Origin of the sequence: Paracoccus sp. (in: a-proteobacteria) (genome assembly GCF_046289755.1) — a bacterium.
Taxonomy (GTDB): Bacteria; Pseudomonadota; Alphaproteobacteria; order Rhodobacterales; family Rhodobacteraceae; genus Paracoccus.
Genome location: NZ_JBKBVD010000009.1, coordinates 78,652 through 103,042 on the forward strand (window position 1 = coordinate 78,652; position 24,391 = coordinate 103,042).

General features: G+C 69.4%; 14 protein-coding genes. 11 read left to right on the forward strand and 3 right to left on the reverse strand.

Annotated features, from left to right (window positions below; translation table 11 throughout):
* The first annotated feature begins 20 nt into the window (after positions 1-20).
* The 4 genes from ACK41U_RS05265 to ACK41U_RS05280 are packed head-to-tail and all read left to right on the forward strand — an operon-like array spanning position 21 to position 12,700.
* Positions 21-6,398 (forward strand): type I polyketide synthase, encoded by a 6,378-nt coding sequence (locus tag ACK41U_RS05265; protein ID WP_409676994.1) that lies wholly within the window; start codon positions 21-23, stop codon positions 6,396-6,398.
* The gene (locus ACK41U_RS05270; protein WP_409676960.1) at positions 6,395-7,396 is read left to right on the forward strand and encodes a glycosyltransferase family 2 protein; all 1,002 of its coding nucleotides are present in this window, start codon (positions 6,395-6,397) and stop codon (positions 7,394-7,396) included. Before ACK41U_RS05265 ends, ACK41U_RS05270 begins: the two co-directional genes overlap by 4 nt.
* Positions 7,383-12,059, forward strand: coding sequence for a MupA/Atu3671 family FMN-dependent luciferase-like monooxygenase (locus tag ACK41U_RS05275; RefSeq protein WP_409676962.1), 4,677 nt, complete (start codon positions 7,383-7,385; stop codon positions 12,057-12,059). The genes ACK41U_RS05270 and ACK41U_RS05275 overlap by 14 nt, the downstream gene beginning before the upstream one ends.
* Entirely contained in the window at positions 12,056-12,700 is a 645-nt protein-coding gene (locus ACK41U_RS05280; RefSeq protein WP_409676964.1) for a 4'-phosphopantetheinyl transferase, read from the forward strand. The genes ACK41U_RS05275 and ACK41U_RS05280 overlap by 4 nt, the downstream gene beginning before the upstream one ends.
* A gap of 6 nt (positions 12,701-12,706) precedes the next feature.
* Here the strand turns inward: ACK41U_RS05280 and ACK41U_RS05285 are convergent, their stop codons facing one another.
* Entirely contained in the window at positions 12,707-13,657 is a 951-nt protein-coding gene (locus ACK41U_RS05285) for a hypothetical protein (protein WP_409676966.1), read from the reverse strand.
* Positions 13,658-13,844: 187 nt separating this feature from the next.
* Between ACK41U_RS05285 and ACK41U_RS05290 the strand changes: the two genes are divergently transcribed.
* On the forward strand, positions 13,845-14,801 hold the full coding sequence (locus ACK41U_RS05290; protein WP_409676968.1) for a hypothetical protein: 957 nt from the start codon (positions 13,845-13,847) through the stop codon (positions 14,799-14,801).
* An 18-nt stretch (positions 14,802-14,819) separates the two neighbouring features.
* Here ACK41U_RS05290 and ACK41U_RS05295 read toward each other — a convergent pair whose 3' ends face one another.
* A complete protein-coding gene (locus ACK41U_RS05295; protein ID WP_409676970.1) occupies positions 14,820-15,995 on the reverse strand; it encodes a glycosyltransferase in 1,176 nt (391 codons plus the stop codon).
* Between the two features lie 156 nt (positions 15,996-16,151).
* Between ACK41U_RS05295 and ACK41U_RS05300 the strand changes: the two genes are divergently transcribed.
* The 3 genes from ACK41U_RS05300 to tdh are packed head-to-tail and all read left to right on the forward strand — an operon-like array spanning position 16,152 to position 19,718.
* Positions 16,152-17,444: a glycosyltransferase family 4 protein gene (locus tag ACK41U_RS05300; RefSeq protein ID WP_409676972.1), complete on the forward strand. Its 1,293-nt coding sequence runs from the start codon at positions 16,152-16,154 to the stop codon at positions 17,442-17,444.
* Between the two features lie 49 nt (positions 17,445-17,493).
* Complete coding sequence (locus ACK41U_RS05305; RefSeq protein WP_409676974.1) at positions 17,494-18,684, forward strand: glycine C-acetyltransferase; 1,191 nt, start codon at positions 17,494-17,496, stop codon at positions 18,682-18,684.
* A complete protein-coding gene (gene tdh / locus ACK41U_RS05310) occupies positions 18,681-19,718 on the forward strand; it encodes an L-threonine 3-dehydrogenase (RefSeq protein WP_409676976.1) in 1,038 nt (345 codons plus the stop codon). Before ACK41U_RS05305 ends, tdh begins: the two co-directional genes overlap by 4 nt.
* 22 nt (positions 19,719-19,740) lie before the next feature.
* Here the strand turns inward: tdh and ACK41U_RS05315 are convergent, their stop codons facing one another.
* Positions 19,741-20,196, reverse strand: a complete 456-nt coding sequence (locus ACK41U_RS05315; RefSeq protein WP_409676978.1) for an Lrp/AsnC family transcriptional regulator — start codon at positions 20,194-20,196, stop codon at positions 19,741-19,743.
* 122 nt (positions 20,197-20,318) lie between these two features.
* Between ACK41U_RS05315 and ACK41U_RS05320 the strand changes: the two genes are divergently transcribed.
* The 3 genes from ACK41U_RS05320 to ACK41U_RS05330 all read left to right on the forward strand — a co-directional run.
* Positions 20,319-21,806, forward strand: a complete 1,488-nt coding sequence (locus tag ACK41U_RS05320) for an aminotransferase class V-fold PLP-dependent enzyme (RefSeq protein ID WP_409676980.1) — start codon at positions 20,319-20,321, stop codon at positions 21,804-21,806.
* 280 nt (positions 21,807-22,086) lie between these two features.
* The gene (locus tag ACK41U_RS05325) at positions 22,087-23,145 is read left to right on the forward strand and encodes an alpha/beta hydrolase family esterase (protein WP_409676982.1); all 1,059 of its coding nucleotides are present in this window, start codon (positions 22,087-22,089) and stop codon (positions 23,143-23,145) included.
* Between the two features lie 191 nt (positions 23,146-23,336).
* On the forward strand, positions 23,337-24,391 hold a 1,055-nt coding region (locus ACK41U_RS05330), incomplete at its 3' end, for a glycosyltransferase (protein ID WP_409676984.1).

Genomic DNA, 24,391 nt, shown 5'->3' on the forward strand with positions numbered 1-24,391 from the left:
GGCCAGGGGCAATGTTGGAGGTGACCTTGTCCGGACTGAATGACAATTCGCGTGATATTGCCGTGATAGGCTTGGGTCTGGACCTGCCCGGCGCATCCGATGCCCGCCAGTTCTGGGCCAATCTGCGCGACGGGGTCGAATCGATCCGCGACCTGACCCCCGAGGAACTGGCCGCCGCCCGCGAAAGCACCGCCCGCACCAGCCATCCCGATTACGTCGCCCGTGCCGCGCTGCTGGACGGCTATGACCAGTTCGATGCCGAGTTCTTCGGCCTCAGCCCGAAAGACGCGGCGGTCATGGACCCCCAGCACCGCAAGTTTCTGGAGACCTGCTGGCACGCGCTGGAGGATGCCGGGCACCGTCCCGACAGTCTGGGCGCGGTGGGTGTCTGGGCGGGCTGCGGCATGGGCAGCTATTTCTCGGTCAATATCTGCTCGAACCGCGATCTGGTCGAGGAAACCGGGCTGTTCCTGCTGCGCCATACCGGCAATGACAAGGATTTTCTGGCCACCCGCGCCAGCCATATCTTTGACCTGCGCGGCCCCAGCGTGTCGGTTCAGACGGCGTGCTCGACCTCGCTGGTGGCGGTGCATGCGGCCTGTCAGGCGCTGAACGCGGGCGATTGCGACGCGGCGCTGGCCGGCGGCGTCACCATCGAACTGCCGCAGGGGCGCGGCTATCTGTACAAGCCGAACGAGATCCTGTCACCCGACGGCCATTGCCGCGCCTTCGACCATCGCAGCGAGGGCACGGTGTTTGGCAGTGGCGCGGCGGTCGTGCTGCTGCGGCGGCTGGCGGATGCGCTGGCGGATGGCGATCACATCTGGGCGGTCATCAAGGGCAGTGCGATCAACAATGACGGCTCGGCCAAGGCGGGCTATCTGGCGCCCTCGGTCGAGGGGCAGGCGGCGGCCATCGCCGAGGCGCATCTGATGTCGGGCGTCGATGCCGCGACGATCGACTATGTGGAATGCCACGGCACCGGCACGCGGCTGGGCGACCCGATCGAGGTTGCGGCCCTGACCGAGGCTTTCGCCATGGGCGGCCCCGGCGGGCGCACCGGCATCGGCTCGGTCAAGACCAATATCGGGCATCTGGACACGGCGGCGGGCACGGCGGGGCTGATCAAGGTCGTCCTGTCGCTGCATCACGCCGAGATCCCGCCCAGCCTTGGCTACGAGGCCCCGAACCCGGTGATCGACTTCGAGGACACGCCGTTTCACGTCGTGGCCGACCGCACGCCATGGCCGCGCCACCCCGACCGGCCCGGCCGCGCGGCGATCAACGCGCTTGGCGTCGGCGGCACCAATGCCCATGCGGTGCTGGAGGCCGCGCCCGAACGGCCCGCAGCCGTGCCCTCGGACTGGCCGGTGCAGCCGCTGGTCGTGTCGGGCCGCTCGCGCGCGGCGCTGGACGCCAATGCGGCAGCCCTTGCGGGATGGCTGCGCGCCAACCCGCAGGCCGATCTGGCCGATGTGGGGTTCACCCTGCAGCAGGGCCGCAAGGTCTTTGACAAACGCCGCGTGCTGGTCGCCGCTGACGCGACTGAGGCCGCCGATCTGCTGGAGCGGAACGATCCGCGCCGCGTCTTTAACCACGATGCCGCGCAGGTGGCCCCAAAGCTGGCCTTTCTGTTCCCCGGCGGCGGCGCGCAGTCGATCCATATGGCGCGCGGCCTTTACGAGACCGAGCCGGTGTTCCGCGACTGGATGGATCGCGGCCTTGCCGTGCTTCAGCGTCTGACGGGCCGCGATCCGCGCCCGCTGTGGTTGCCTCAGCCGGGCGACGAGGCGGCGGCGACGCAGGCGCTGAACCGTCCTTCGGTGCAGCTGCCGCTGGTGATGATCGTGGAATACGCGCTGGCGCAGCTGTGGATCAGCTGGGGCGCCGAGCCGCAGGCGCTGGCCGGGCACTCGATGGGCGAGAACACCGCTGCCTGTCTTGCGGGCGTCCTGGGCTTTGACGACTGCATCGCGCTGGTCGAGCTGCGCGGCCGTCTGTTCGACCGGATCGCGCCGGGCGGCATGCTCAGCGTGCCGCTGCCCGCCGATGAGCTGATGGACGAGGCGGGCGAGGTGCTGGACCTTGCCGTGCGCAATGCCGCCGGACTGTCGGTCGTGTCGGGCCCGCGCGAGATGATCGACGCGCTGCAGGCGCGGCTGACGGCGCGGGGCATCGACTGCCAGCGCATCGCCATCGACATCGCCGCCCATTCCCGGATGCTGGAGCCGATCCTGCCCGAGTTCGAGGCTTTCCTGCGCCAGATCCCCCTGAACGCGCCGCGCATCCCGCTGCTGTCGAACCGCACCGGGACATGGATGACCGACGCGCAGGCCACCGATCCCACCTATTGGGTCGAACATCTGCGCCATCAGGTCGATTTCGCGGGCTGCATGGCGACACTGCGCGAAGACTCCGCCTGTCTGTTTCTTGAGGTGGGACCGGGCCGCGCCATGTCGGCGCTGGCGCAGGCCAATGGCGCCACGCCCGACCGGGTGGTCAGTTCCCTGCGCCATCCTGACCAGCAGATCGACGATGACGCGTTTTTCCTGCTGGCCTTTGCACGCCTGTGGGCCGCCGGTGTGGCGCTGGACTGGTCGCTGATCTGGGGCGAGGGGCGTCTTCGCCTGCCGCTGCCGGGCTATGCCTTTCAGCGTAAACGCTATTTCATCGAGCCAGCCACCGCTGACGCGGCCAGTGTCGCCGCCGATGATCCGCCGTTGCGCCTGTCCGATCCGCAGGGCTGGGGCTGGCGCCCGGCATGGCGGCTGTCGGCGCCGGATGTGGAACTGGACGCGCAGGGCAGGCCCTTGGGTGACCCCGCGCGCTGGCTGGTGCTGGCCGATGCGACGGGGCTGGCCGATGCAGTGACCCGGCGGCTGCGCGATGCGGGCCACGAGGTGATCGAGCTGCGGGCAGGCGACTGCTTTGCGCAGACGGGCGATGACAGCTTTATCGTCGCACCCGAAAACGGCGCGGGCGATTTCGAACTGCTGATCGCGGCGCTGGTCGCGCAGAACCGCCTGCCGCAGCGCATCGTCAGCTTCTGGCTGGTGCCCGATGCCGCGACCGAGGGCGCGCGGGCGGGCTTCAGCCCCTTTCACCGCCATGTCGAGCAGGGCTTCAACACGCTGCTGCACCTGATCCGTGCGCTGGCCAATGAAGGCGGCGGGCAGCCGGTCGATCTGATCGCGGTGACCTCGGACGCCGCGCGCCTGACCGACGACAAGGTGCTGGCCGCGCCGGAAAAGGCGATGGTGCTGGGGCCGCTGGCGGTGGGGGTGCGTGAATTCCCGTGGCTGTCGGCGCGCAGCGTCGACATCGAACGCCCGCGCGGCGCCTCGGATCTGGCGGCCATGGCGGGACGGCTGGTCGAGGATCTGATGGACCCGGCCCCGCCCGCCCGTGCCGCATGGCGGCAGGGCCGCAGGCATGCGCGCCATATCGCGCCGATGGCGCTGCCCGAGGCGGACCGGATGCCGGGCTTCGGGCCCGATGACGTGGTGCTGATCACCGGCGGTCTGGGCGGCATCGCGCTGACGCTGGCGCGCTGGATCGCGGTCGAGCGGGGGGCTGCGGTCGCGCTGCTGACGCGCAGGCCCCTGCCGCCCGAGGATGAATGGGACGCCCGCATCGCCGCCGATCCCGACCACCGCATCGCCCGCCAGATCACCGCCTTGCGGGAATTGCGCGCGGCGGGGACGCGGGTCACGGTGGCCGTGGGCGATGTGACCGACGCGGCCGCGCTGTCGCAGGCGGTCGCGCAGATCCGCGACCAGCTTGGTCCGGTCACCGACCTGATCCACGCCGCAGGCATCGTGGCCGACGCGCCGATGCTGGCCAAATCCAGCGCCGAGATCGAGGATGTGCTGGCCCCCAAGGTGCATGGCACCCGCAATCTGGCGCTGGTTTTCGCCAGCGCGCCCCTGCGCCGGACGGTGCTGTTCGCCTCGACCTCGACCGAGATCGCGGCGGGCGGGCAGGTCGATTATGTCGCCGCCAACGAATACCTGAACGCCGTGGCCGAGACCGGGATTGCGGCGCTTGGCCGCGTGACCGCCGTGAACTGGGGGGTCTGGGCCCAGATCGGGATGGCCGCCGACGCGCTGTCGGGGCGCCGGGACGCGCCCGCGCCGGTGCCCGTGCCGCAACCGCTGCTGACCGCGCGGATCGACGATGGCGCCGCGCCGCGCTTTGTCGGCACGCTGTCGGCCAGCGACTGGATCATCGCCGAGCATCGCACCCGCGACGGGGTGGCGCTGCTGCCCGGCACCGGCACGATCGAACTGGCCGCGCAGGCGCTGCAGGCCGCAGGCCGCGGCTTGCCCTTCGCGCTGCGCGATCTGACCTTTCTCGATCCGCTGATCGTCGAGCCGGGCGGCCAGCGCGATTTCCGCATCACCCTGACGCCGGGCGAAGGGGCGACGGGCTTTCTGCTGGATGCCGATTTCGGCGCCGGGCCGGTCCCGGTGGCCGAAGGCCGGATCACCACCGCCGAGACCCCGGCAGGCAGGCTGGACATCGCGGCGCTGCGCCACGCCATGCCGGTCGATCAGGCGCCCACCGGCCATGCGCTGGAATCGGCGCAAGAGGGGCAGATGGCCTTTGGCCCGCGCTGGCGGGTGCTGCGGGCGACCTGGCTGGACCGTGCCGGGCCGGTGCCCTCGGGTCTGGCCGAGCTGTCGCTGCCCGAGGCGATGCGCGGCGATCTGGATCAGGGCTTTGTGCTGCATCCCGCGCTGATGGATATTGCGACGGGCTGGGCGATGGCGCTGATCCGCGGCTATGACCGCGAACAGCTGTGGGTGCCGCTGTCCTATCACGCGCTGACCGTCCATGCGCCGCTGCCCGCCCAGATCGTCAGCCATGTCCGGCTGCGCGACGATGAGGGCGGCTATGCCAGCTTTGACGTGACCCTGACCGATCCCCAAGGCACCGTGCTGACCGAGGTCGAGGGCCTGACGCTGCGCCGCCTTCAGGCCGCGCCCTCGGCCCAGCTTGGTCTGCGCGAGGTCACACAGCGCCCCGGCCACCGCCCCGGACAGGAGCGCTTGTCGCAGATGGTGGCGCAGGGCATCCCGCCCGCGCTTGGCCCCGATCTGCTGGAACGCGCCATGCGCAGCGGGCGGCCTCAGGTCGTCGTCTCCAGCCTCGATCTGCCCGATCTGATCGCGCGCGAGACCCGTGCCAGCCGCGCCCGCGACCCCGGACAGGGCCACAGCTTCGAGCGGCCCGATCTGGACCACGACTTCGTCGAGCCGCGCACCGATCTGGAGCGCAGCCTTGCCGGGTTCTTCCGCGATCTGCTGGGCGTCAGTCAGGTCGGCGCGATGGATGGGTTCTTTGATCTGGGCGGGCACTCGCTGATCGCGGTGCGGCTGTTTGCGATGATCCGCAAGGCCTATGGTCTGGACCTGCCGCTGGCGACGCTGTTCGAGGCGCCGCATGTCGCAGCCCTTGCCACGCTGATCGAGGCCCGCATCGGCCCGCAACCCGATCAGGGCAGCGCCACGCCCGGTGCGCCCGTCGCTCAGGGCCTGCCCGCCACCACGGGCTTTACCCATCTGGTGCCGATGAGTCAGGGCGCGGCGGGTGGCGGGCGACCGCTGTTCATCGTGGCGGGCATGTTCGGCAATGTGCTGAACCTGCGCGCATTGGCCCAACGCCTGTCGCCCGACCGTCCCGTCTGGGGGCTGCAGGCACGCGGCCTGTTCGGCGATGTGCCGCCGCACGAGACCCTGGCCGAGGCCGCGACAAGCTGCATCGCCGAGATGCGGCAGGTCCAGCCCGAAGGCCCCTATCTGGTCGCGGGCTTTTCCGGCGGCGGCCTGACCGCGCTGGAAATAGCCCGGCAGCTTGAGGATGCGGGCGAGACGGTGGCCCGGCTGGTGATGCTGGACACACCGGTTCCGGTCCGCCCTGCCCTGTCGCGCCGCGACCGCCTGCTGATCCGCGCCGCCGAAATCCGCGCCGAGGGTCCGGGCTTTGTCAGCCGCTGGCTGCGCGACCGTCTGGCCTATGAACGCGCCCGGCGGCGGGGCGGGGCCGAAGCCGACACGACCGGCTTTCACAACGCCGCCATCCACGGCGCCTTTCTGGGCGCACTGCCGCAGTTTCAGATGCGGGTCTGGGACGGGCCGGTCACGCTCTACCGGCCCCGGCTGGACCGGCGCTTCCGGGTCACCGGCGGGCAGTTCGTCAGCACGGCGCGGGAATATGTCTATGACGACAACCTGTGGTCGCCGTGGATGCCCGGTCTGACCGTGACCGAGGTGCCCGGCGATCACGATTCGATGGTGCTGGAGCCTTGCGTCCGCGTGCTGGCCGCGCGGATGCGCGAGGATCTGGCCGCCGCCGACGGCACCAGTGCGACGGACCTGCGGAGGGCTGCGGAATGAGGCCCGGTTCGGTTCACGTCATCATCCTGAACTGGCGCAGCCCGCAGATGTCATTGCGCGCGGCGCAGGCAGCGCTGACCGCACTGGAGGGTGTCGAGGGCTGCATCAGCCTGATCGACAACGATTCGGGCGACGGCAGCCATGAGACGATGCAGGCCCATGCGGCAGCGCAGGGCTGGCAGGAGGGCGGGCGGCTGCGGGTGCTGCAATCGGGTCGCAATGGCGGCTTTGGCGCGGGCAACAACGCCGCCCTGCAGGTGCCGCTGGCGCAGCCGGTCGATTATGTGCTGGTCGTCAACTCGGATGCCTTCGCCGAGCCGGACATGATCACGCGGATGCGCGATTACATGGACGCACATCCGCAGGTGGGCCTGCTGGGCTGCCGGGTCGTGGGCGAGCATGGCAACCATCATGGCACGCATTTCCGCTTTCCCGGCATCGCCAGCGAGCTGGAGGATGCCGCCCGCACCGGCCCCCTGTCGCGCCTGCTGGCGCAGCGGGTGGTGACGCTGCCCATGCCCGAACAGGCGCAGGCCGTGGACTGGGTGGCCGGGGCCTCGCTGATGATCCGGGCCGGGGTGCTGGAACAGATCGGCGGCTTTGACGAGGCCTTCTTTCTTTATTTCGAGGAAACCGATCTGTGCCTGCGCGCGGCGCGGGCGGGCTGGCCCACCCATTACCTGCCCGACGCGCGGATCGAGCATATCGGCTCGGTCAGCACCGGCATGCGGGACTGGACGCTGCCCCCCGATTACTGGTTCGCCTCGCGCGAGCATTACTATCGCAGGAACCACGGCAGGCCCTATGCGCTGGCCGCCACGCTGGCGCATCTGACCGGGCTGGCGATCCGCCGCCTGCGCGCGCTGATGGGCCGGACGGATGCCGATTTTCCGCATGGGCAGGCGGGGGCGCTGCTGCGCCACGCCTTGTCCCCCTCGCGTCCCAGACAGATTCCCACACTGATTTCCCGACCGGAGAGAGCCCGTGACGACATTTGAATTTGCGTTGATCGGAAACGCTTCGCTGGCGCTGGAAGCCGCGCGCATCATCACCGAGCGTGGGCACCGGCTGACCTCGTTCACCGTGGACGACCCGGCGCTGGCGCAGGCCGCGCGCGCGCAGGGCCTGCCGGTCGGTCCCGTGGCCGCCTGCGATTATCTGCTGTCGGTGGCCAATCTGTCGGTGATCCCTGATGCGGTGCTGGCCATGGCGCGGCGCGGCGCGGTCAACTTCCACGACGGCCCGCTGCCCGAACGCGCCGGGCTGAACGCCCCCGTCTGGGCCTTGCTGGAAGGCGCGCGCGATCATGCCATCTCGTGGCACCGCATCGCGGGCGGCGTCGATGAGGGCCCGGTTCTTCTGCGCGTGCCGGTCACGATCGGCGCGGATGACACTGCCCTGACCCTGAACGCCCGCTGCTGGGAGGCCGCGCAGCGCAGCCTGCCCGAGGTGATCGCGATGCTGGAAGAGGGCCGCGATCAGGGTCAGCCCCAGCCCCACGCGCCCGCCCGCCGCCATCTGCGCATCGACCGCCCCGCAGGCGCGGCGATGCTGGATTTCAGCCGCGACGCGGCCAGTCAGGCGCGGCTGGTGCGCGCGCTGGATCACGGTCCCTACTGGAACCCGATGCTGCGGCCCCGGCTGCGGCTGGCCGATGATGTTCTGCTGGTGGCGCAGGCCGAGGTCGCGGCCCCGCCTGCGGGCGCAGCCCCCGCCGCCCCCGGCGAGGTGCTGGAGGCATCGGACGACCTGATGCTGATCGCCTGTGCCGGCGGCGGCGCGCTGGCCCTGTCCGGCCTGACTGGACAGGACGGCCATCCCCGCCCCCACGGGCTGCGCGCGGGCGACCGTCTGCCCGGCCTGTCCGACGATGCCGAACTGGACGCCGCCATCCGCCGCGCCGCCCGTGACGAGCCCTATTGGCGCGCCCGGCTGGCCCGGCTGGCGCCGCTGGTCCTGCCCGAGGCTGTGCCCTCTGACAGCGCCCCCGACTGGCAAGAGGCGCGGCTGGTCCTGCCCCGCCCGCAGGAACCCGGTGAAATTCTGGCAGCACTGGCCGGTGCGCTGGTGCGGATGACCGGCTCGACCGCGTTTGACATTGCCGTGTCGGCCGCCCTGCCGCCCTCGGTGCGCCCGCATATGCTGGGCTTTCAGCCGCTGTCGGTCGAGGCCGATGACGAGACGCTGGCCTCGCTGGCCGGGGCGCTGACCCGCGATCTGGCGCAGACCGCCCGCCGTGGCCCGGTGCTGGCCGATCTGGTCGCCCGCGCGCCCGAGCTGGGCCGTCCCGGCGTGCCGGGGCTGGCCATTGCGTCGGACCCGGCAGATGCGCCGCAAGGTGCCGCGATCTGTGCGGCCCTGCCCGATACGCCGCAGGCCGAACTGCGCGTCTGGTGGGACCGCGCGCGCCTGCCCGAAGGTGCCTGGCGGGCGCTGGCGGACATCGCCGAGGCGCTGGCCGCCGCCGACCCCTCGCAGCCGCTGGCGCAGGCGGCGACGCTTGGTGCCGGGCGCGCGGCCCTTGTCGCGCGCAATGATGACGGCCCCGCAGCGGCGGCCCCGGCCACGATCCACGAGGCCTTCGCCGCCTGCGTGGCCGCGCATCCCGATGCGCCCGCGCTGGTGTTCCGCGATGAGGTGCTCAGCTACGCCCAGCTGGACCAGCGCGCGACGCGGCTGGCGCGGCAACTGGCCGCGATGGGCGTGGGTCCGGGCGATCCGGTGGGTCTGTTCGCCCCGCGCGGGCCGGGGCTGGTCGTGGGCGCGCTGGCGATCCTCAAGGCCGGGGGCGCCTATGTGCCGCTGGACCCGGACTATCCCGCCGAGCGGCTGGCGCATTATCTGGCCGACAGCGGCGCGCCGGTGGTGCTGGCCGATCCCCGCATTGCCGCGCGCCTGCCCGATCACCGCGCCCGCCTGCTGATGCTGGACGCGACCGGCCCCGAGGTTGCGCCCCGCGCCGCGTCGGGCAGCGATCTGGCCTATCTGATCTATACCTCGGGTTCGACCGGGACGCCCAAGGGGGTGATGGTCGAACATCGCAATGTCATCAACTTCTTTGCCGGCATGGACACGGCGCTGGACAGCCCCGAGCCGCAGACCTGGCTGGCCGTCACCAGCCTGTCCTTCGACATCTCGGTGCTGGAGATCTTCTGGACGCTGACGCGCGGCTGGAAGGTCGTGATCGCGGGCGATCTGCTGGGCGGTGCCGACAGCGACCCCGCCGAGGGTCAGGGCACGCGGCAGGGCATGGCCATGTCGCTGTATTACTGGGGCAATGATGACGGCGCCGGGCCGCGCAAATACGAGATGCTGCTGGAGGGCGCCAAGCTGGCCGACCGCCACGGCTTTGCCGCCGTCTGGACGCCCGAGCGGCATTTCCACGCCTTTGGCGGCCCCTATCCCAACCCCTCGGTCACCGGGGCGGCAGTGGCGGCGGTCACGCGCAATATCGGCGTGCGCGCCGGGTCCTGCGTGGCGCCGCTGCACCATCCCGCCCGCATCGCCGAGGAATGGGCGGTCATCGACAACCTGACCAATGGCCGGGCGGGCATCGCCTTTGCCTCGGGCTGGCAGCCTGATGATTTCGTGCTGCGCCCCGGCAACACGCCGCCCGCCAACAAACCCGCCATGATCGACGCCATCGACCAGGTGCGCCGGTTGTGGCGCGGCGAAGAGGTGGCGTTTCCACGCGGCGACGGCTCGATGCACAAGGTGGTGACGCAGCCGCGCCCCGTCTCGGCGGAGCTGCCGGTCTGGGTGACGACGGCGGGCAATCCCGCGACATGGCGCGAGGCCGGGCGGCTGGGTGCCAATGTGCTGACCCATCTGCTGGGCCAGAGCATCGACGACATTGCCGCCCGCATCCCCGATTATCACGCAGCCCTGCGCGAGGCGGGCCATGACCCGGCGGATTTCAGCGTCACGCTGATGCTGCACAGCTATCTGGCCGAGACGCGCGACGCCGCGATGGAAGCCGCGCGCGAGCCGATGAAGGATTACCTGCGCGCCGCCGCAGGGCTGGTCAAGCAATATGCCTGGGCCTTCCCGGCCTTCAAAAAGCCCGCAGGCGTCAGCGATCCGATGGCCATCGACCTGTCCACCCTGTCCGAGGACGAGCTGGAGGGCATTCTGGACTTTGCCTTCCTGCGCTATTTCAACGACAGCGGGCTGTTCGGCACGGTGGACGAGGCGGCGGACCGGATCGCGGCGCTGCGCGCCATCGGCGTGTCGGAAATCGCCTGCCTGATCGACTATGGCATCCCCTCGGACATGGTGCTGGCGGGGCTGGAGCGGCTGGCCGAGCTGCATGACCGGGTGAACCCGATGGTCACGACGGGGGGCGATTACGGCATCGCCGCGCAGATCCGCCGCCATCAGGTCACGCATCTGCAGGCCACCCCCTCGATGGCGCGGCTGTTGCTGGAAGACCCGGCCTCGCGCGAGGCAATGGGGCAGCTGCGCCTGATCGCGCTTGGCGGCGAGGCGCTCAGCCCCGGATTGCTGGCCGATCTGCGGGGCGCCTGCCCGGCGCGGGTGATGAACATGTACGGGCCGACGGAAACCACGATCTGGTCGGCCACCGCCGATCTGGGCCGCGACGGCACCGATGTCTGGCTGGGCGAGCCGATTGCGGGGACCGTGCTGGAACTGCGCGATCCTGCCGGGCAGATCGTGGCCGACGGTGTCGCGGGCGAGCTGTGGATCGGCGGCGCGGGCGTCACGCGCGGCTATTGGCAGCGCGCCCAGCAGACCGAAGGGGCCTTTCCCGACCAGCCCGAGGGGCGCCGCTATCGCACCGGCGATCTGTGTCGCCGCGACAGCAGCGGACGCTTGCGCTTTCTGGGCCGGGTCGACCAGCAGGTCAAGCTGCGGGGGTACCGGATCGAGCTGGGCGAGATCGAGGCCCGGCTGGCCCGCCTGCCCGGCATCCGCGAGGTCGCCGTGGTGGCACAGGATCAGGGACAGGGCGACCGCCAGCTGATCGGATTTGTGACCGGTGATGCGGGGCTTGATCCTGCGGCCCTGCGCGCGGCGCTGTCGCGCGATCTGCCGGATTTCATGGTGCCGCTGCGCATCCATGTGCTGCCCGCCATGCCGCTGACGCCCAATGCCAAGATCGACCGCAAATCGCTGGCCATGGCCGAACCGGCCAGGCCCATGGCTGTGCGTGCCCCGGCGCCCGTGCCCGCCAGCAATCCGGCACCCGCGGCCAGCGCCAGCGTGACTGCCGGTCCCGGCAACGGCGCGGATACCGCCACGCAGGCGAACGAACTGCAGGACCAGATCGGTCAACTGATGGCGCGGATTCTGGGGCTGCCCTCGGTCCAGCCGGGCGACAACTTCTTCCAGCTGGGCGGGCATTCGCTGCTGGCGGTGCAGCTGCACCGCGCGGTCCGCGACGAGCTGGGCCTGCGCCGCAGCTCCATCACCGACATCTTCCGGTTTCCGGTGATGCGCGATCTGGCGGCCCATCTGGCCGGAAAGCGCGAAGGATCGCCGCCCGCTGCACCGCAACCCGCACCGCAGCCCAACGGTCAGGCCGCAGCACCCACACCCGCATCGCCAGCACCCGCAGCAACCGCCGAACCCGTGCGCGATCTGATGGCCGAGCGGCGCGCGCTGCGGGCCCGGATGCGCCCTCAGGGCCCCGGAAAATGATCGCGGGCCCGCTGCGCGCCATGCTGCCGTCCACGGTGGGCATGGCGCTGCGGGCCATCGACGACCCGCCGCCGCCGCTCTGGCCCGGCGAGGCCAGGGCGGTCGCGCGCGCCGTGCCGCTGCGACGCCGCGAATTCGCCGCCGGGCGGGCGGCGGCGCGGGCGGCACTGTCCGATGCGGGACTGCAGGCGGCGGCGCTGCCTGCCGGTGCCGACCGCGCGCCCTGCTGGCCTGCGGGGCTGTGCGGCAGCATCAGCCACACGCGCGATCTGGCCGGGGCGCTGGCCGCGCGGCACAGCGACTGGCCCTCGGTCGGGCTGGATCTGGAACCGGCGCAACCTCTGGATGCCGCGCTGGCCGATCTGATCCTGTCACCGGGTGACGACGATGGCGGCATCCTGCCCGCGCCCCTTGCGGCCAAGCTGATCTTTTCCGCCAAAGAGGCCGCCTTCAAGGCACAGTTCCCGCTGACCGGGCTGTGGCTGGACTATCCGCAGGTCGCGCTGCGCCTGTCGGCCGATACGTTCCGGCTGACCCTGCGCGGCACCGAGCTGTGCGGCAGATGGTGCATGGCCGGGGGGCTGTTCGTGACCGTGCTGATCGTCAGCCCCGGACAGGCACGCCGCCTGACCGGGACCTGACGGCTTTCACGCGCCGCCGGTATAGCCCGCATCGGGATAGGCCAGCAGCACGTCGTGGACCAGTTGCTGCATCCATTTCGCCGTCGCCGGATCATGCGGGCCAAGCCGCCCGATGCCGCCCGTCAGCGTGCGCGGATCGGTGTCGTAAAGCACCGCGAAATGCGCCAGCGCGATCAGATAGGCGCCGTCGTGGTTCACATGGATATTGTCCGAGAAAAGATCCTCGATCGCCGTCACGCCCGGCGCCTGTCCGGCGGTGATGGCGTCATACGCAGCGGCCATGATCAGCGGCCCGGGAATCACCCGCATTGCAGGCGAGCCTTCGGGGCGGTTGTCGTTCACATGATCCGCCATGGTCTGCCAGCGCGCCATCTCCAGCGGCAGCCGGTCGCGAAAGCTGATATGCGCCTCGGGGTCGTTATGGGGGTTCTCGTTCTGCGGTCCGCTGTCGACCTCGACCCAGGAGGCATAGAGAATGGTCTCGGCGCCCGCGCCGCCTTTCCCGTGGGTCCAGGTGTTTTCGAACCATGTCAGCGCCATCTCATCGGAATGATGCCAGGGCTGGGTGTTGGCCAGCGACACGCGCTCGGTGATGACCATCACGTCGAAGTCGGCGATGTCGGTGCGGGCATCGGGGCCGGGTTCCATCCGGTGCTCCCACCGCCACTCCATCGGGCTGCCGGGAATGGTCGAGCCCGCGATCGGTTGCGGACGAGAGGGCGGCACACCTGCGGCGGCCAGCAACCCGTTCAGCGCGGGCACGATCGGGTCGGTCAGCGAGTGGCCGGACTGGATCACCCGCAGCGCGAACTTGTCCTTATCCGCCGCCGCCGCCGCGGGCGTCAGGGCCGCCAGCCACAGCGCCGGGGCCGCCGCCAGGGCCCCCAGAACGGCACGGCGGCCGCACAGGCTGCGCGCCGCGCGCGCCTGCAGTTTCGGATCAGCAATCATGGTCATCCCAGTCAACCCCTCAAGACATACAATCGCCGGACCATGACATGTGGTGCAGGCCGGACGGTTATGTACAATCTTGGCGGCGACGGCGCAGAAGGGCAAGGTGAATTGCCGTTCCCGTCGTGCAAGCGTGATCTGGCGCGCAGACCATGCCAGTCTGGGGGGCAGAACAGAGATGAAAGGACGACGCATGAATCGCAGGCTTGCCATGGGATCACTGCTGGTCGCGGCCGCAGGACTGGCCGCCGCCGCAATCGGCTGGCGACGCAGGCAGGGTGCCCTGCCCCCGCAGATGGCGCTTGCGCCGCGTGTGGTTCTGTCGCCGCCCGACAGCATCGGCGCGGTCTATCATCTGGGTCACAGCCTGGTGGGCCGCGACATGCCCGCGATGCTGGCGCAATTCGGCGGTCATGGCTACGCGAGCCAGCTGGGATGGGGCACGCCCCTGCAGACCCACTGGACCGAGGGCGAGGCTCTGCCGGGATACGAGCTGCACGCCAGCGGCATCCCCCCCGCCCCGGCCCGTCAGGCGCTGGCAGCGGACGGCTTCGACGTTCTGGTGATGACCGAAATGGTCGAAATCCGCGATTCGCTTCGCTATTTCGACAGCCCGTACTGGCTGGCGGAATGGGCGGCACTGGCGCGGCAGGGCAATCCTGCCATCCGCATCTATCTGTACGAAACCTGGCACAATCTGGACGACCCGGATGGCTGGCTGGAGCGGATCGACGCGGACCTTGAGGCACATTGGCTGGGCCGCGTGATCGCCCCCGCCGAGGCGACCGGGCGCAGTGGCGGGATTTTCCTGATCCCCGGCGGACAGGCGATGGCGGCCGTCGCCCGCGCCGCCGAGGCGGGCGATCTGCCCGGCCTCACCTCGCGCGGGGATCTGTTTGCCCGGACCGAGGATGGCGGGCTGGACACCATCCATATCAACGATCTGGGCGCCTATGTGGTCGCGCTGACGCATTGGGCGGTGATGTATCAGCGCAGCCCGGTGGGCCTGCCCCATCAGATGCAGCGCGCCGACGGGTCGGTGGCGCAGGGCTTTGGCCCCGAAGCGGCACTGCGGGTACAGCAACTGGTGCGCGATGTGGTGGCGGCCCTGCCGCAGACCGGCGTGGCGCCGGCGCGGATGGCGGGCTGAGCCGCCGCGCGGGGGGCCTCAGCCCGCTGTGATCCGTGAAAGCAGTTTGGCCGCGTTGGTCCGGCTGTCGAAACGCTCCAGCGCGGTGGCACGGGCGGCGGTGCCGATGCGCTGCGCGACTGCGGGGTCGCGGGCCAGCCGCATCACGGCATCCGCAATCGCCGCGACATCCTCTTGCGGGACCAGCAGCCCGTCATGGCCGTCGCGGATCATGTCGGGCGTGCCGCCGATCACGGAACAGATGACGGGCACGCCGCAGGCCATCGCCTCCATCACCGTGACCGGCGCTGCCTCGCCCTGCCCCACCGAGGTCAGCGCCAGCGCATCCACCCGATGCAGCAGCGACAGGATGTGGTCTTCGTCCAGCGCGCCCAGCATCTGCACCTGATCGCCCAGCCCAAGCTGCCCGATCAGCGCCTCGATCCCGGCCCGCGCCGGGCCGTCGCCCGCGATCAGATAGCGCACGACCAGCCCCCGGTCGCGCAGCAGCGCCAGCGCCTGCAGGAAAAAGCGGTGCCCCTTGGTCGGGTTCAGCCGCGCCACCGTGGCGACGGTGAAAACCTCGTTGCCGGGCGCCGCGCCCGGCGCAAAGCGGGCGCCATCGACCCCCATCCAGATCACCGGCGCGTCGGTGGCCGGGCTGACCGTGGCGATCTGCTTCGCCAGCGGCGCGGTGACGGCGGCGACAAAGCGCGCGCGTGCCATCTTGGCACCGTGATCGGTGCCATAGACCGGCAGATCGCCATGCAGGGTCAGGCTATAGGGCAGCCCGTCCAGAATATGCGCCAGCGCCCCCAGATGCGCGGCATTGGCGCAGGAATGGATATGCAGATGCGTCACGCCGTTTAGCCGTGCATCCTGCGCCAGCATCGCCGCCGAGGGCAGCAGCCCCAGCAGCTTTGCCCGGCCCGCCAGGGGCGTCTCGCTCAGCCCCAGCACATAGGCCTTGGCCTTCATCACCCGCAGGGGCCGCCGCACCATCCATGCCAGTGCCGCGCCGGGGCGGGGCGGAAACAGATAGGTCGTGCGCGCCGTCATCCGTTCGGCAAAGGCATGGGGGCAGGCGCCGGGGGCGGGGCGCCGGGTCGAATAGATCCGCACCGGCGTGCCCGACGCCTCGATCGCCTCGATCTCGCGGCAAAAAAAGGCGTGGGTCTGATTTGGGAATTCCGGGACGAGATATCCGAGTGTCATGGCGCTTCCCCTTCCTGCCGCCCTTCCCGTTCGTGGACCTGCCCAACGGGGCGGCAGCGGGAAAGAACAACATGGCCTTGCGATAATGTTTGGACTAATCTGACCCTGTTCGTCGCGCCTGCATATCCCCTATTTAACCAGTCCTGAAAGTTGAAAATGACCTCATCACGCCCGCGCGTTCTTGTCATCGCCGAGGCGGCCAACCCGGAATGGGTGTCGGTGCCGCTGGTGGGCTGGTCGCTGGCCTCTGCGCTGCGCCGCCATGCCGATGTCCATATCGTCACCCAAAGCCGCAACCGCGACGCCTTTCTGCGCGCAGGTCTGGTCGAGGGGCAGGACTTCACCTCGATCGACAGCGAGGCGGTGGCCGCGCCGCTCTATCGGCTGGCCAGCCTGTTGCGCATGGGTCAGGGCAAGGGCTGGACCATGGTGACGGCCATCGCCGGGCTGGCCTATCCCTATTTCGAACGTCTGGTCTGGAAGCAGTTCGGCCCTGCGATCCGGGCGGGCGACTATGACATCGTCCACCGGGTCACGCCGCTGTCGCCCACCATCGCCTCGTCGCTGGCACCAAAGGTCGCGGCGGCGGGGGTGCCCTTCGTGCTGGGGCCGCTGAATGGCGGCGTGCCATGGCCTGCGGGGTTCGACGCCGAACGCCGCCGCGAACGGGAATGGCTGTCCTATGTGCGCGGCGCCTACAAGCTGAACCCCGCCCATCGGCGGATGCTGCGGGCCTGCGCGCTGATCCTGGCCGGATCGCGGCATACGGCCAGTGAAATCCCGGCGGCGTATCAGGACAAGGTCGTGTTCCTGCCCGAAAACGCCGTCGATCCCGCGCGTTTCAACCTGATCGCGCAGCAAGGGGCCGAGGGGCCGTTGCGGGGCTGCTTCGTGGGGCGGCTGGTGCCCTACAAGGGGCCGGACATGCTGCTGGCGGCGGCGGCGCCGCTGGCGCGCGACGGGCGGCTGGTGCTGGACATCGTGGGCGACGGCCCGATGATGGAGGGCCTGCGCGAACAGGCGCGGGGGCTGGGCATCGCCGATGCGGTCACCTTTCACGGCAACCTGCCCCATGACCGCGTGCAAGAGGTTCTGGCCTCGGTCCATCTGCTGACCTTCCCCTCGATCCGCGAGTTTGGCGGCGGCGTGGTGCTGGAGGCGATGGCGCTTGGCGTGGTGCCGATGGTCGTGGACTATGCCGGGCCGGGCGAGCTGGTCACCGAGGCCACCGGCTATCTGGTGCCGATCGGCACGCGCGAGCAGATCATCGACCGGCTTGCCGAGGCGCTGGCACAGGTCGAGGCCGACCGCAGCCCCCTGCCGATCAAGGCGCAGGCCGCGCGGGCGCAGGTCCACCGCGACTTTACCTGGGATGCCAAGGCGGCCCGGATCGTGGGGCTGTATGACCGTCTGCTCACGGACGCACCCCGCGCCGCGCTGTCGGCTTGATCTCGGGGCAGGGCTGGGACAAGCTTGCCCCGATACAGGAGGGCATGACATGTCGCGCGAGGATTTTCTGGGCCATCTGGGGGCGGCCCTGTCGGGGATCGACGCCGACGGCCTGTACAAGCACGAGCGGCTGATCGCCTCGCCGCAGGGCACGCGGGTCACGGTGGACGGCACCAGCCTGCTGAACCTGTGCGCCAACAATTATCTGGGGCTGGCCAATGACCCGGCCCTGATCGCCGCCGCGCACCGGGCGCTGGACGACTACGGGTTCGGCATGGCCTCGGTCCGGTTCATCTGCGGCACGCAGGATCTGCACCGCGCCTTGGAACACCGGATCGCGGGCTTTCTGGACATGGACGATTCGATCCTGTTCGCCGCCTGTTTTGATGCCAATGGTGGGCTGTTCGAACCGCTTCTGGGCCCCGAGGACGCGGTGATCTCGGATGCGCTGAACCATGCCTCGATCATCGACGGCATCCGGCTGTGCAAGGCACGCCGCTATCGCTATGCCAATGCCGATATGGGCGATCTTGAGACGCAGCTGCAGGCGGCGCGGGCGGACGGCGCCCGGTTCATCATGATCGCCACCGATGGCGTCTTTTCGATGGACGGCTATCTGGCGCCGCTGCCGCAGATCACGGCACTGGCCGAGGCCTATGGCGCGGTGACGATGGTCGATGACTGCCACGCCACCGGCTTCATGGGGCCGCAGGGGCGCGGCACGCCCGCCCATCACGGCGCCCCGGTCGATATTCTGACCGGCACGCTTGGCAAGGCGCTTGGCGGCGCGCTTGGCGGCTATGTCGCCGGTCCGCAGCCGGTGATCGACCTGCTGCGCCAGCGGGCGCGGCCCTATCTGTTCTCGAACGCGCTGCCGCCGGCGATCGTGGCGGCGGGGCTGGCGGCGCTGGACATTGTCGAGGCCGCCGACGACCTGCGCGCGCAGCTGTCCGACAACACCGCCTATTGGCGCGCGGGGCTGACCGAGGCCGGGTTCGACCTGCTGCCGGGCGAACATCCCATCGTGCCGGTGATGACCGGCGAGGCGCGGCTGGCGCAAACGATGGCGACCGAACTGTATCGGCGCGGCGTGTTCGTGTCGGGGTTCTTCTTTCCGGTCGTGCCCAAGGGGCGCGCGCGCATCCGCACGCAGATGAATGCCCGCCTGACCCGCGACGATCTGGACATGGCGCTTGAGGCGTTCCGTGACGCGGGCCGCGCGGCGGGGGTGATCGCATGAGCAACCAGATGAAGGCGCTGGCCAAGACGCAGCCCGCGACCGGGCTGTGGATGGAACAGCGCCCGGTCCCCGAGCCCGGCCCCGACGACGTGCTGATCCGCATCCGCAAGACCGGCATCTGCGGGACCGACATCCATATCTGGAACTGGGACGAATGGGCCGCGCGCACGGTGCCGCTGGGGCTGGTGACCGGCCACGAATTCGCCGGAGAGATCGTCGAACTGGGCCGCAATGTCCATGACCTTGCGATCGGCCAGCGCGTCTCGGGCGAGGGGCATCTGATCGGCAAGCAATCCCGTCAGAGCCGCGCGGGCAAGTTTCATCTGGACCCGGCCACACGTGGCATCGGCGTCAACGAACAGGGCGCTTTCGCGCAATACCTGCGCCTGCCCGCCTTCAATGTCGTGCCCCTGCCCGACGAGATCGACGATGACATCGGCGCCATCCTCGACCCGCTCGGCAATGCCGTGCACACTGCGCTGTCCTTTGATCTGGTGGGCGAGGATGTGCTGATCACCGGCGCAGGCCCGATCGGGATTATGGCCGCCGCCGTCGCCCGCCATGTCGGCGCCCGCCATGTGGTCATCACCGATGTCAATCAGGACCGGCTGGACCTTGCCGCACGGGTCACCGATCTGATCCCCGTCAACGTCGCCCGGCAGGACCTGCGCGACGTGGCCGCCCGGCTGAAGATGAAAGAGGGGTTCGACGTCGGCATGGAGATGTCGGGCAATCAGGCTGCGCTGGACCAGATGGTCGAGAACCTCGTCATGGGCGGGCGCATCGCCATGCTGGGCATCCCGCCCGGAAAATCCCCCGTGGACTGGAGCCGCATCGTCTTCAAGGCGATCACCCTCAAGGGCGTCTATGGCCGCGAGATTTTCGAGACCTGGTACAAGATGATCGCCATGCTGGAAAACGGTCTCGATATCCGGGGCGTCATCACCCACCGCTTCCCCGCCGACCGCTTTGCCGAAGGGTTTCAGACGATGCGTTCGGGCAGCAGCGGCAAGGTCGTGCTGGACTGGGGCTGAGGCAGCCGTCCGGCAGGTGCTCTCAGAGAAGACGGGCCAGATCGGCGGGGCGGTTTTCCAGAATCCGTTCCATCGCGAAAAGGCCGGTGACCTTGTCGAACTCGAACCCGTCGATCAGCTTCTGGTAAAAACGGTCATACCCCGCCATGCCCTGTGCGACCACCTTGAGCAGATAGTCCCATTCGCCCCCGATCCGGTGAAAATCAATCACCTCGGGCAGACTTTCGACATGGCGTGCAAAGCGGTCGACCCAGTCGCGGGAATGATGCCGCGTGCGGATCATGACCACCACCGTCAGATCCAGCCCCAGCGCCGCCAGATCGACCCGCGCCTGCGTTCCGGCCAGAACTCCCGCCGCCTGCAGGGCCTGCAGCCGCCGCCAGCAGGCGTTTTGCGACATGCCCACCCGCTCGGCCAGTTCGCGTTGCGATAAACCGCCATCGCGCTGCAGGGCGGTCAGGATGCGAAGATCAATCATGTCGATTTTTTCCATGAAACAGATCATATGATCCGATCAGACCGGTGAACAGCGAAAAACAGGCGATGATCCTTGATCCTCTTCGATCCATTCTGTGACCAGGCGGTACAGGGGCGGAACAGATGACACCGGACGATGAAATGATGGCGCATCCGTTCGCGGCGCTGGACGCGGAAATCGACCCGGCAGACCCGATTGCGTCCCTGCGCGCGGGGCTGATCGGCGAGGGAACCCTGATCCCCGGACCGTTTGGCCCCAAACCGCTGATCTATGCCGATTACACGGCCTCGGGCCGCGCCCTGCAGCAGATCGAGACTTTTGTGATGGATCACGTCCTGCCCTATTATGCCAACAGCCATACCGAGGCCTCGTTCTGCGGGCAGCGCATGACGCTGATGCGGCGCGCGGCGCGGGCGCAGGTGGCGCAGTCCTGCGGGGCGGGGCCAGCACACGCGGTGATCTTTTGCGGCTCTGGCGCGACGGCGGGGATCAACCGGCTGGTGGCGCTGCTGGGCGCCGGACCCGGGACGCGGGTCATTCTGGGCCCCTACGAGCATCATTCCAACATCCTGCCCTGGCGCGAAAGCGGCGCCGAGGTGATCGAACTGGACGAGGACCCTGACGGCGGACCGGACCGCGCGGGCCTAGCGGCGGCGCTGGCAGAGGCGCAGGCGGAAACTCAGGGGCGGCGCGTCATCTGCGCCTTCTCGGCGGCCTCGAATGTCACCGGCACCGTCTCGGATATCGAGGGGCTGACACGGCAGGTGCGTGCGGCGGGCGCGCGGATGGTGTGGGATTATGCCGGTGGCGGACCCTATCTGCCGATCCGCATGGATGCCGCGCCCGACGCTCGGATCGACGCGGTGGTGGTCTCGCCCCATAAATTCGTGGGCGGGCCGGGCGCATCGGGGGTGCTGGTGCTGCGCCGCGACGCGGTGGTCGCCACCCGCCCGACCTGGCCGGGCGGCGGCACGGTGCGGTTCGTTTCGCCACAGGGCCATGACTATGCCACCGGGCTGGAGGCGCGCGAAGAGGCGGGCACGCCCAATATCATCGGTGACATCCGCGCGGCACTGACCTTCCGGGTCAAGGATCTGATCGGCATGCCCCGGCTGGACCGCGCCAATGCCGCGCTGGTCGGTGCCGCGATGGTGGCCTGGCAGGGCAACCCGCGCATCCGGTTGCTTGGCCGGCTGCAGGGCCCGCGCCTGCCGATCTTTGCGTTCCGGCTGCGCGACCCTCGGGGCGGATTTGTGCATCAGCAGCTGGTGACCCGTCTGCTGTCGGATCGCTATGGCATTCAGGCGCGCGGCGGCTGTGCCTGCGCGGGTCCTTATGTCCACCGCCTGCTGGGGATCGGGCCTGCCGAATCGGCCCGGCTGCGCAGGGCGATTCTGGCCGGGCAAGAGGTCGAGAAGCCCGGTTTTGTCCGTCTGAACCTGTCCCCTCTGATGACGCGGGACAAGGTCGCGACCATTCTGTCGGCGGTGACCGAACTTGCCGCCCTCGCACCCGGCCTTGCCTGTGACTATCGCTGCGACCCGGCGCGCGCGATCTTTTCGCCCGATCCGGCAGGTCCGTCTTTTGCCGGTATTCCTCACTCTATTTGATCATACATTTGATATGTGAGAACAAAAGGGGAAGTTCGGCCGGGTTTTTTGAATTGACGCGAGTGAGAATAAGGATATACAACTTTAAGGATATGCATCCGGCCGTGGAGGGCATCAGCCTTTTTGCATGCCAGCCCTGCGTGGCGAAAACTGCTTTGTGAGTTGCGGGGTGAGCGGATGCGTGCGAGCCATATGCACATTCCTCAGCAAGGCTTCCGTTGCCATGATCAAGCGCTTTCGCCTCAGATCGCCACGGCGCCCTGCAAAAAGCAGCGCCGGGATGGCGATCAGCCTCAGCTCGGCCATGTTCCGGTCAGCCACTCAGATTGCAGCTCAGGCGATGAAGCGGGCCGCAGCCGCACCGGCCGCAACCGCCAGCGCCCTGTCGGTGGCACCGAGAACCGCCGCGCCCCCGAAACCAAGAAAACAGGCATCGCCCCGGCCACGCCCGGCTGCGGCGCCGCGCAATGCCTCGTTTCGGTCGGCGGTGCATGACTGCGCCTTCGGGCAGCGCCGCTACAAGATCTATACGCCCAAGATGGCGAAAGAGGCCGGGCCGCTGCCGTTGGTGGTCATGTTGCACGGATGCGGACAGACGCCGGATGACTTTGCCAAGGGCACGCGGATGAACGCGCTGGCCGAGGAACTGGGCCTGATGGTCGTCTATCCGGCACAGCCGCGCGATGCCAATTCCAGCCGCTGCTGGAACTGGTTCCGGCGCGGCGACCAGTCCCGTGGCGCGGGCGAACCCGCGCTGATCGCCAGCCTCGTGAGCGAGGTGATCGCGCAGCATCCTGTCGATCCTTTGCGGGTCTATGTGGCCGGACTGTCGGCAGGCGGCTCGGCGGCGCTGATCCTTGCTGGCGCCTATCCCGACATTTTTGCCGCCGTCGGCACCCATTCCGGTCTGCCCGCCGGGGCCGCGCGCGACAAGACCTCGGCCATGATGGCGATGAAGCAGGGCAATCCCGGCGACCGGCGCGCGGCGGCAATGCCGACGATCATCTTTCATGGCAGCGAAGACAGGGTCGTCAGCCCCCGCAATTCGCGCTTTGCCGCATTGCGCGCGCTGGAGCCGTTCCCGACCCTGCGCGCCACCGAGGTCACGCGCAAGGCCGCCGAGGGGCGCAGCTATGTCAGGACCACCCATCGCTTTGGGCAGGGCCGTCCGCGTGTCGAGTACTGGCTGGTCAAGGGATCGGGACATGCCTGGTCGGGTGGCTCGCCCGCCGGGCGGTTCGTCGACCCGCAAGGGCCGGACGCCTCGCGCGAGATGGTGCAGTTCTTTCTGCGTCACCGGCTGAACGCCCGCAAACTGCCCACGCGCCGGCCCGGCTGACACGCCCCACCGCCGTCGCCGCATTGGCGCATTGACCGGCCCTGTTTGGACAGACATATTGCCCGTGCGGCAAAGGTCTGCCGCGCAGGCCCTGTTCTGAAATGGTGGTAGTTGTGACATCCCGAGACACGCAAGACAGGGTCCGGGTGCTGCTCTGCGCCCCCAATCTCAGCCGCGCGGGGGCCGAGCGCATGTCGCTTCTGCTTCTCGAAGGGCTGGACCGCCAGCGCTTTGATGTCGAGATGTATGTCCACGAGCGGTTGCCGGTCCAGTTCGATCCCGACCCCCGCTTTCAGGACGATGTCATCTATGGCCGCGTCGGCGAATACAACCGCCGCGACCTGTTCCACCACCTGACCCAGACGATCCGGCGCGCGCGCCGGGCCGATGTCGTGGTGGGCGTGGCCGAGGGGCGGGCGTCGGGGCTGGCGCTGTTGGCCGGTCTGGTCGCGCGCCGTCCGGTGGTGCTGTGGCTGCATGCGGACTGGTCGCGCTTTGCCGCCGTTCTCAGCTGGCGCGTCAAGGCGACGATGCGTGCCTTTCGCCGCGCCGCCGTGATCGTGGCCTGCTCGGACGGGGTGGCCCAGTCCCATGCCGCCGCCTTTCCGGAAAACCGCCCCCTCTTGCGGGTCATCACCAATGGCATCGACGTCGCACAGGTCAAGGCGCGCGCCGCCGAACCGCTGCCCCCCGAGGCCCTGGCCCTGTTTGCGCGACCGACGGTGGTGGCGGTGGGCCGCCTGAACCGGCAAAAGGGCTTTGATCTGCTGATTGCCGCGCATGCCAAGGCGCGCCAGATGGGCGCCGATCATGAACTGGTCATTCTGGGCGAGGGGGATGAGCGTGGGGCGCTGACGGAACTGGCGGCGCAGCTTGGTGTCAGCGCATCGGTGCACCTGCTGGGCTTTCAGGAAAACCCCTACCGTTTCATGGCGCGCGCGACGCTGTTCGCCTCATCCTCGCGCTTTGAGGGCTTTGGTCTGGTGATTGCCGAGGCGCTGGCCTGCAAGGCGCCCACAGTGGCCTTTGACTGCCCCTCGGGGCCTGCCGAAATTCTTGATGGCGGGACATATGGTGCGCTGGTTCCGCCGCAGGATGTCGGTGCCATGGCAGAGGCTATCGCGCAGCTGCTGGGTGATCCCGATCGCCGCGAGGCGCTGGCCGACAGCGGGCCGGGCCGGGCGCGCGCCTATGATGTCGCCGCGTTTGCGCAGGGCTGGGGCAGGCTGCTGGACGAGGTCGCCGC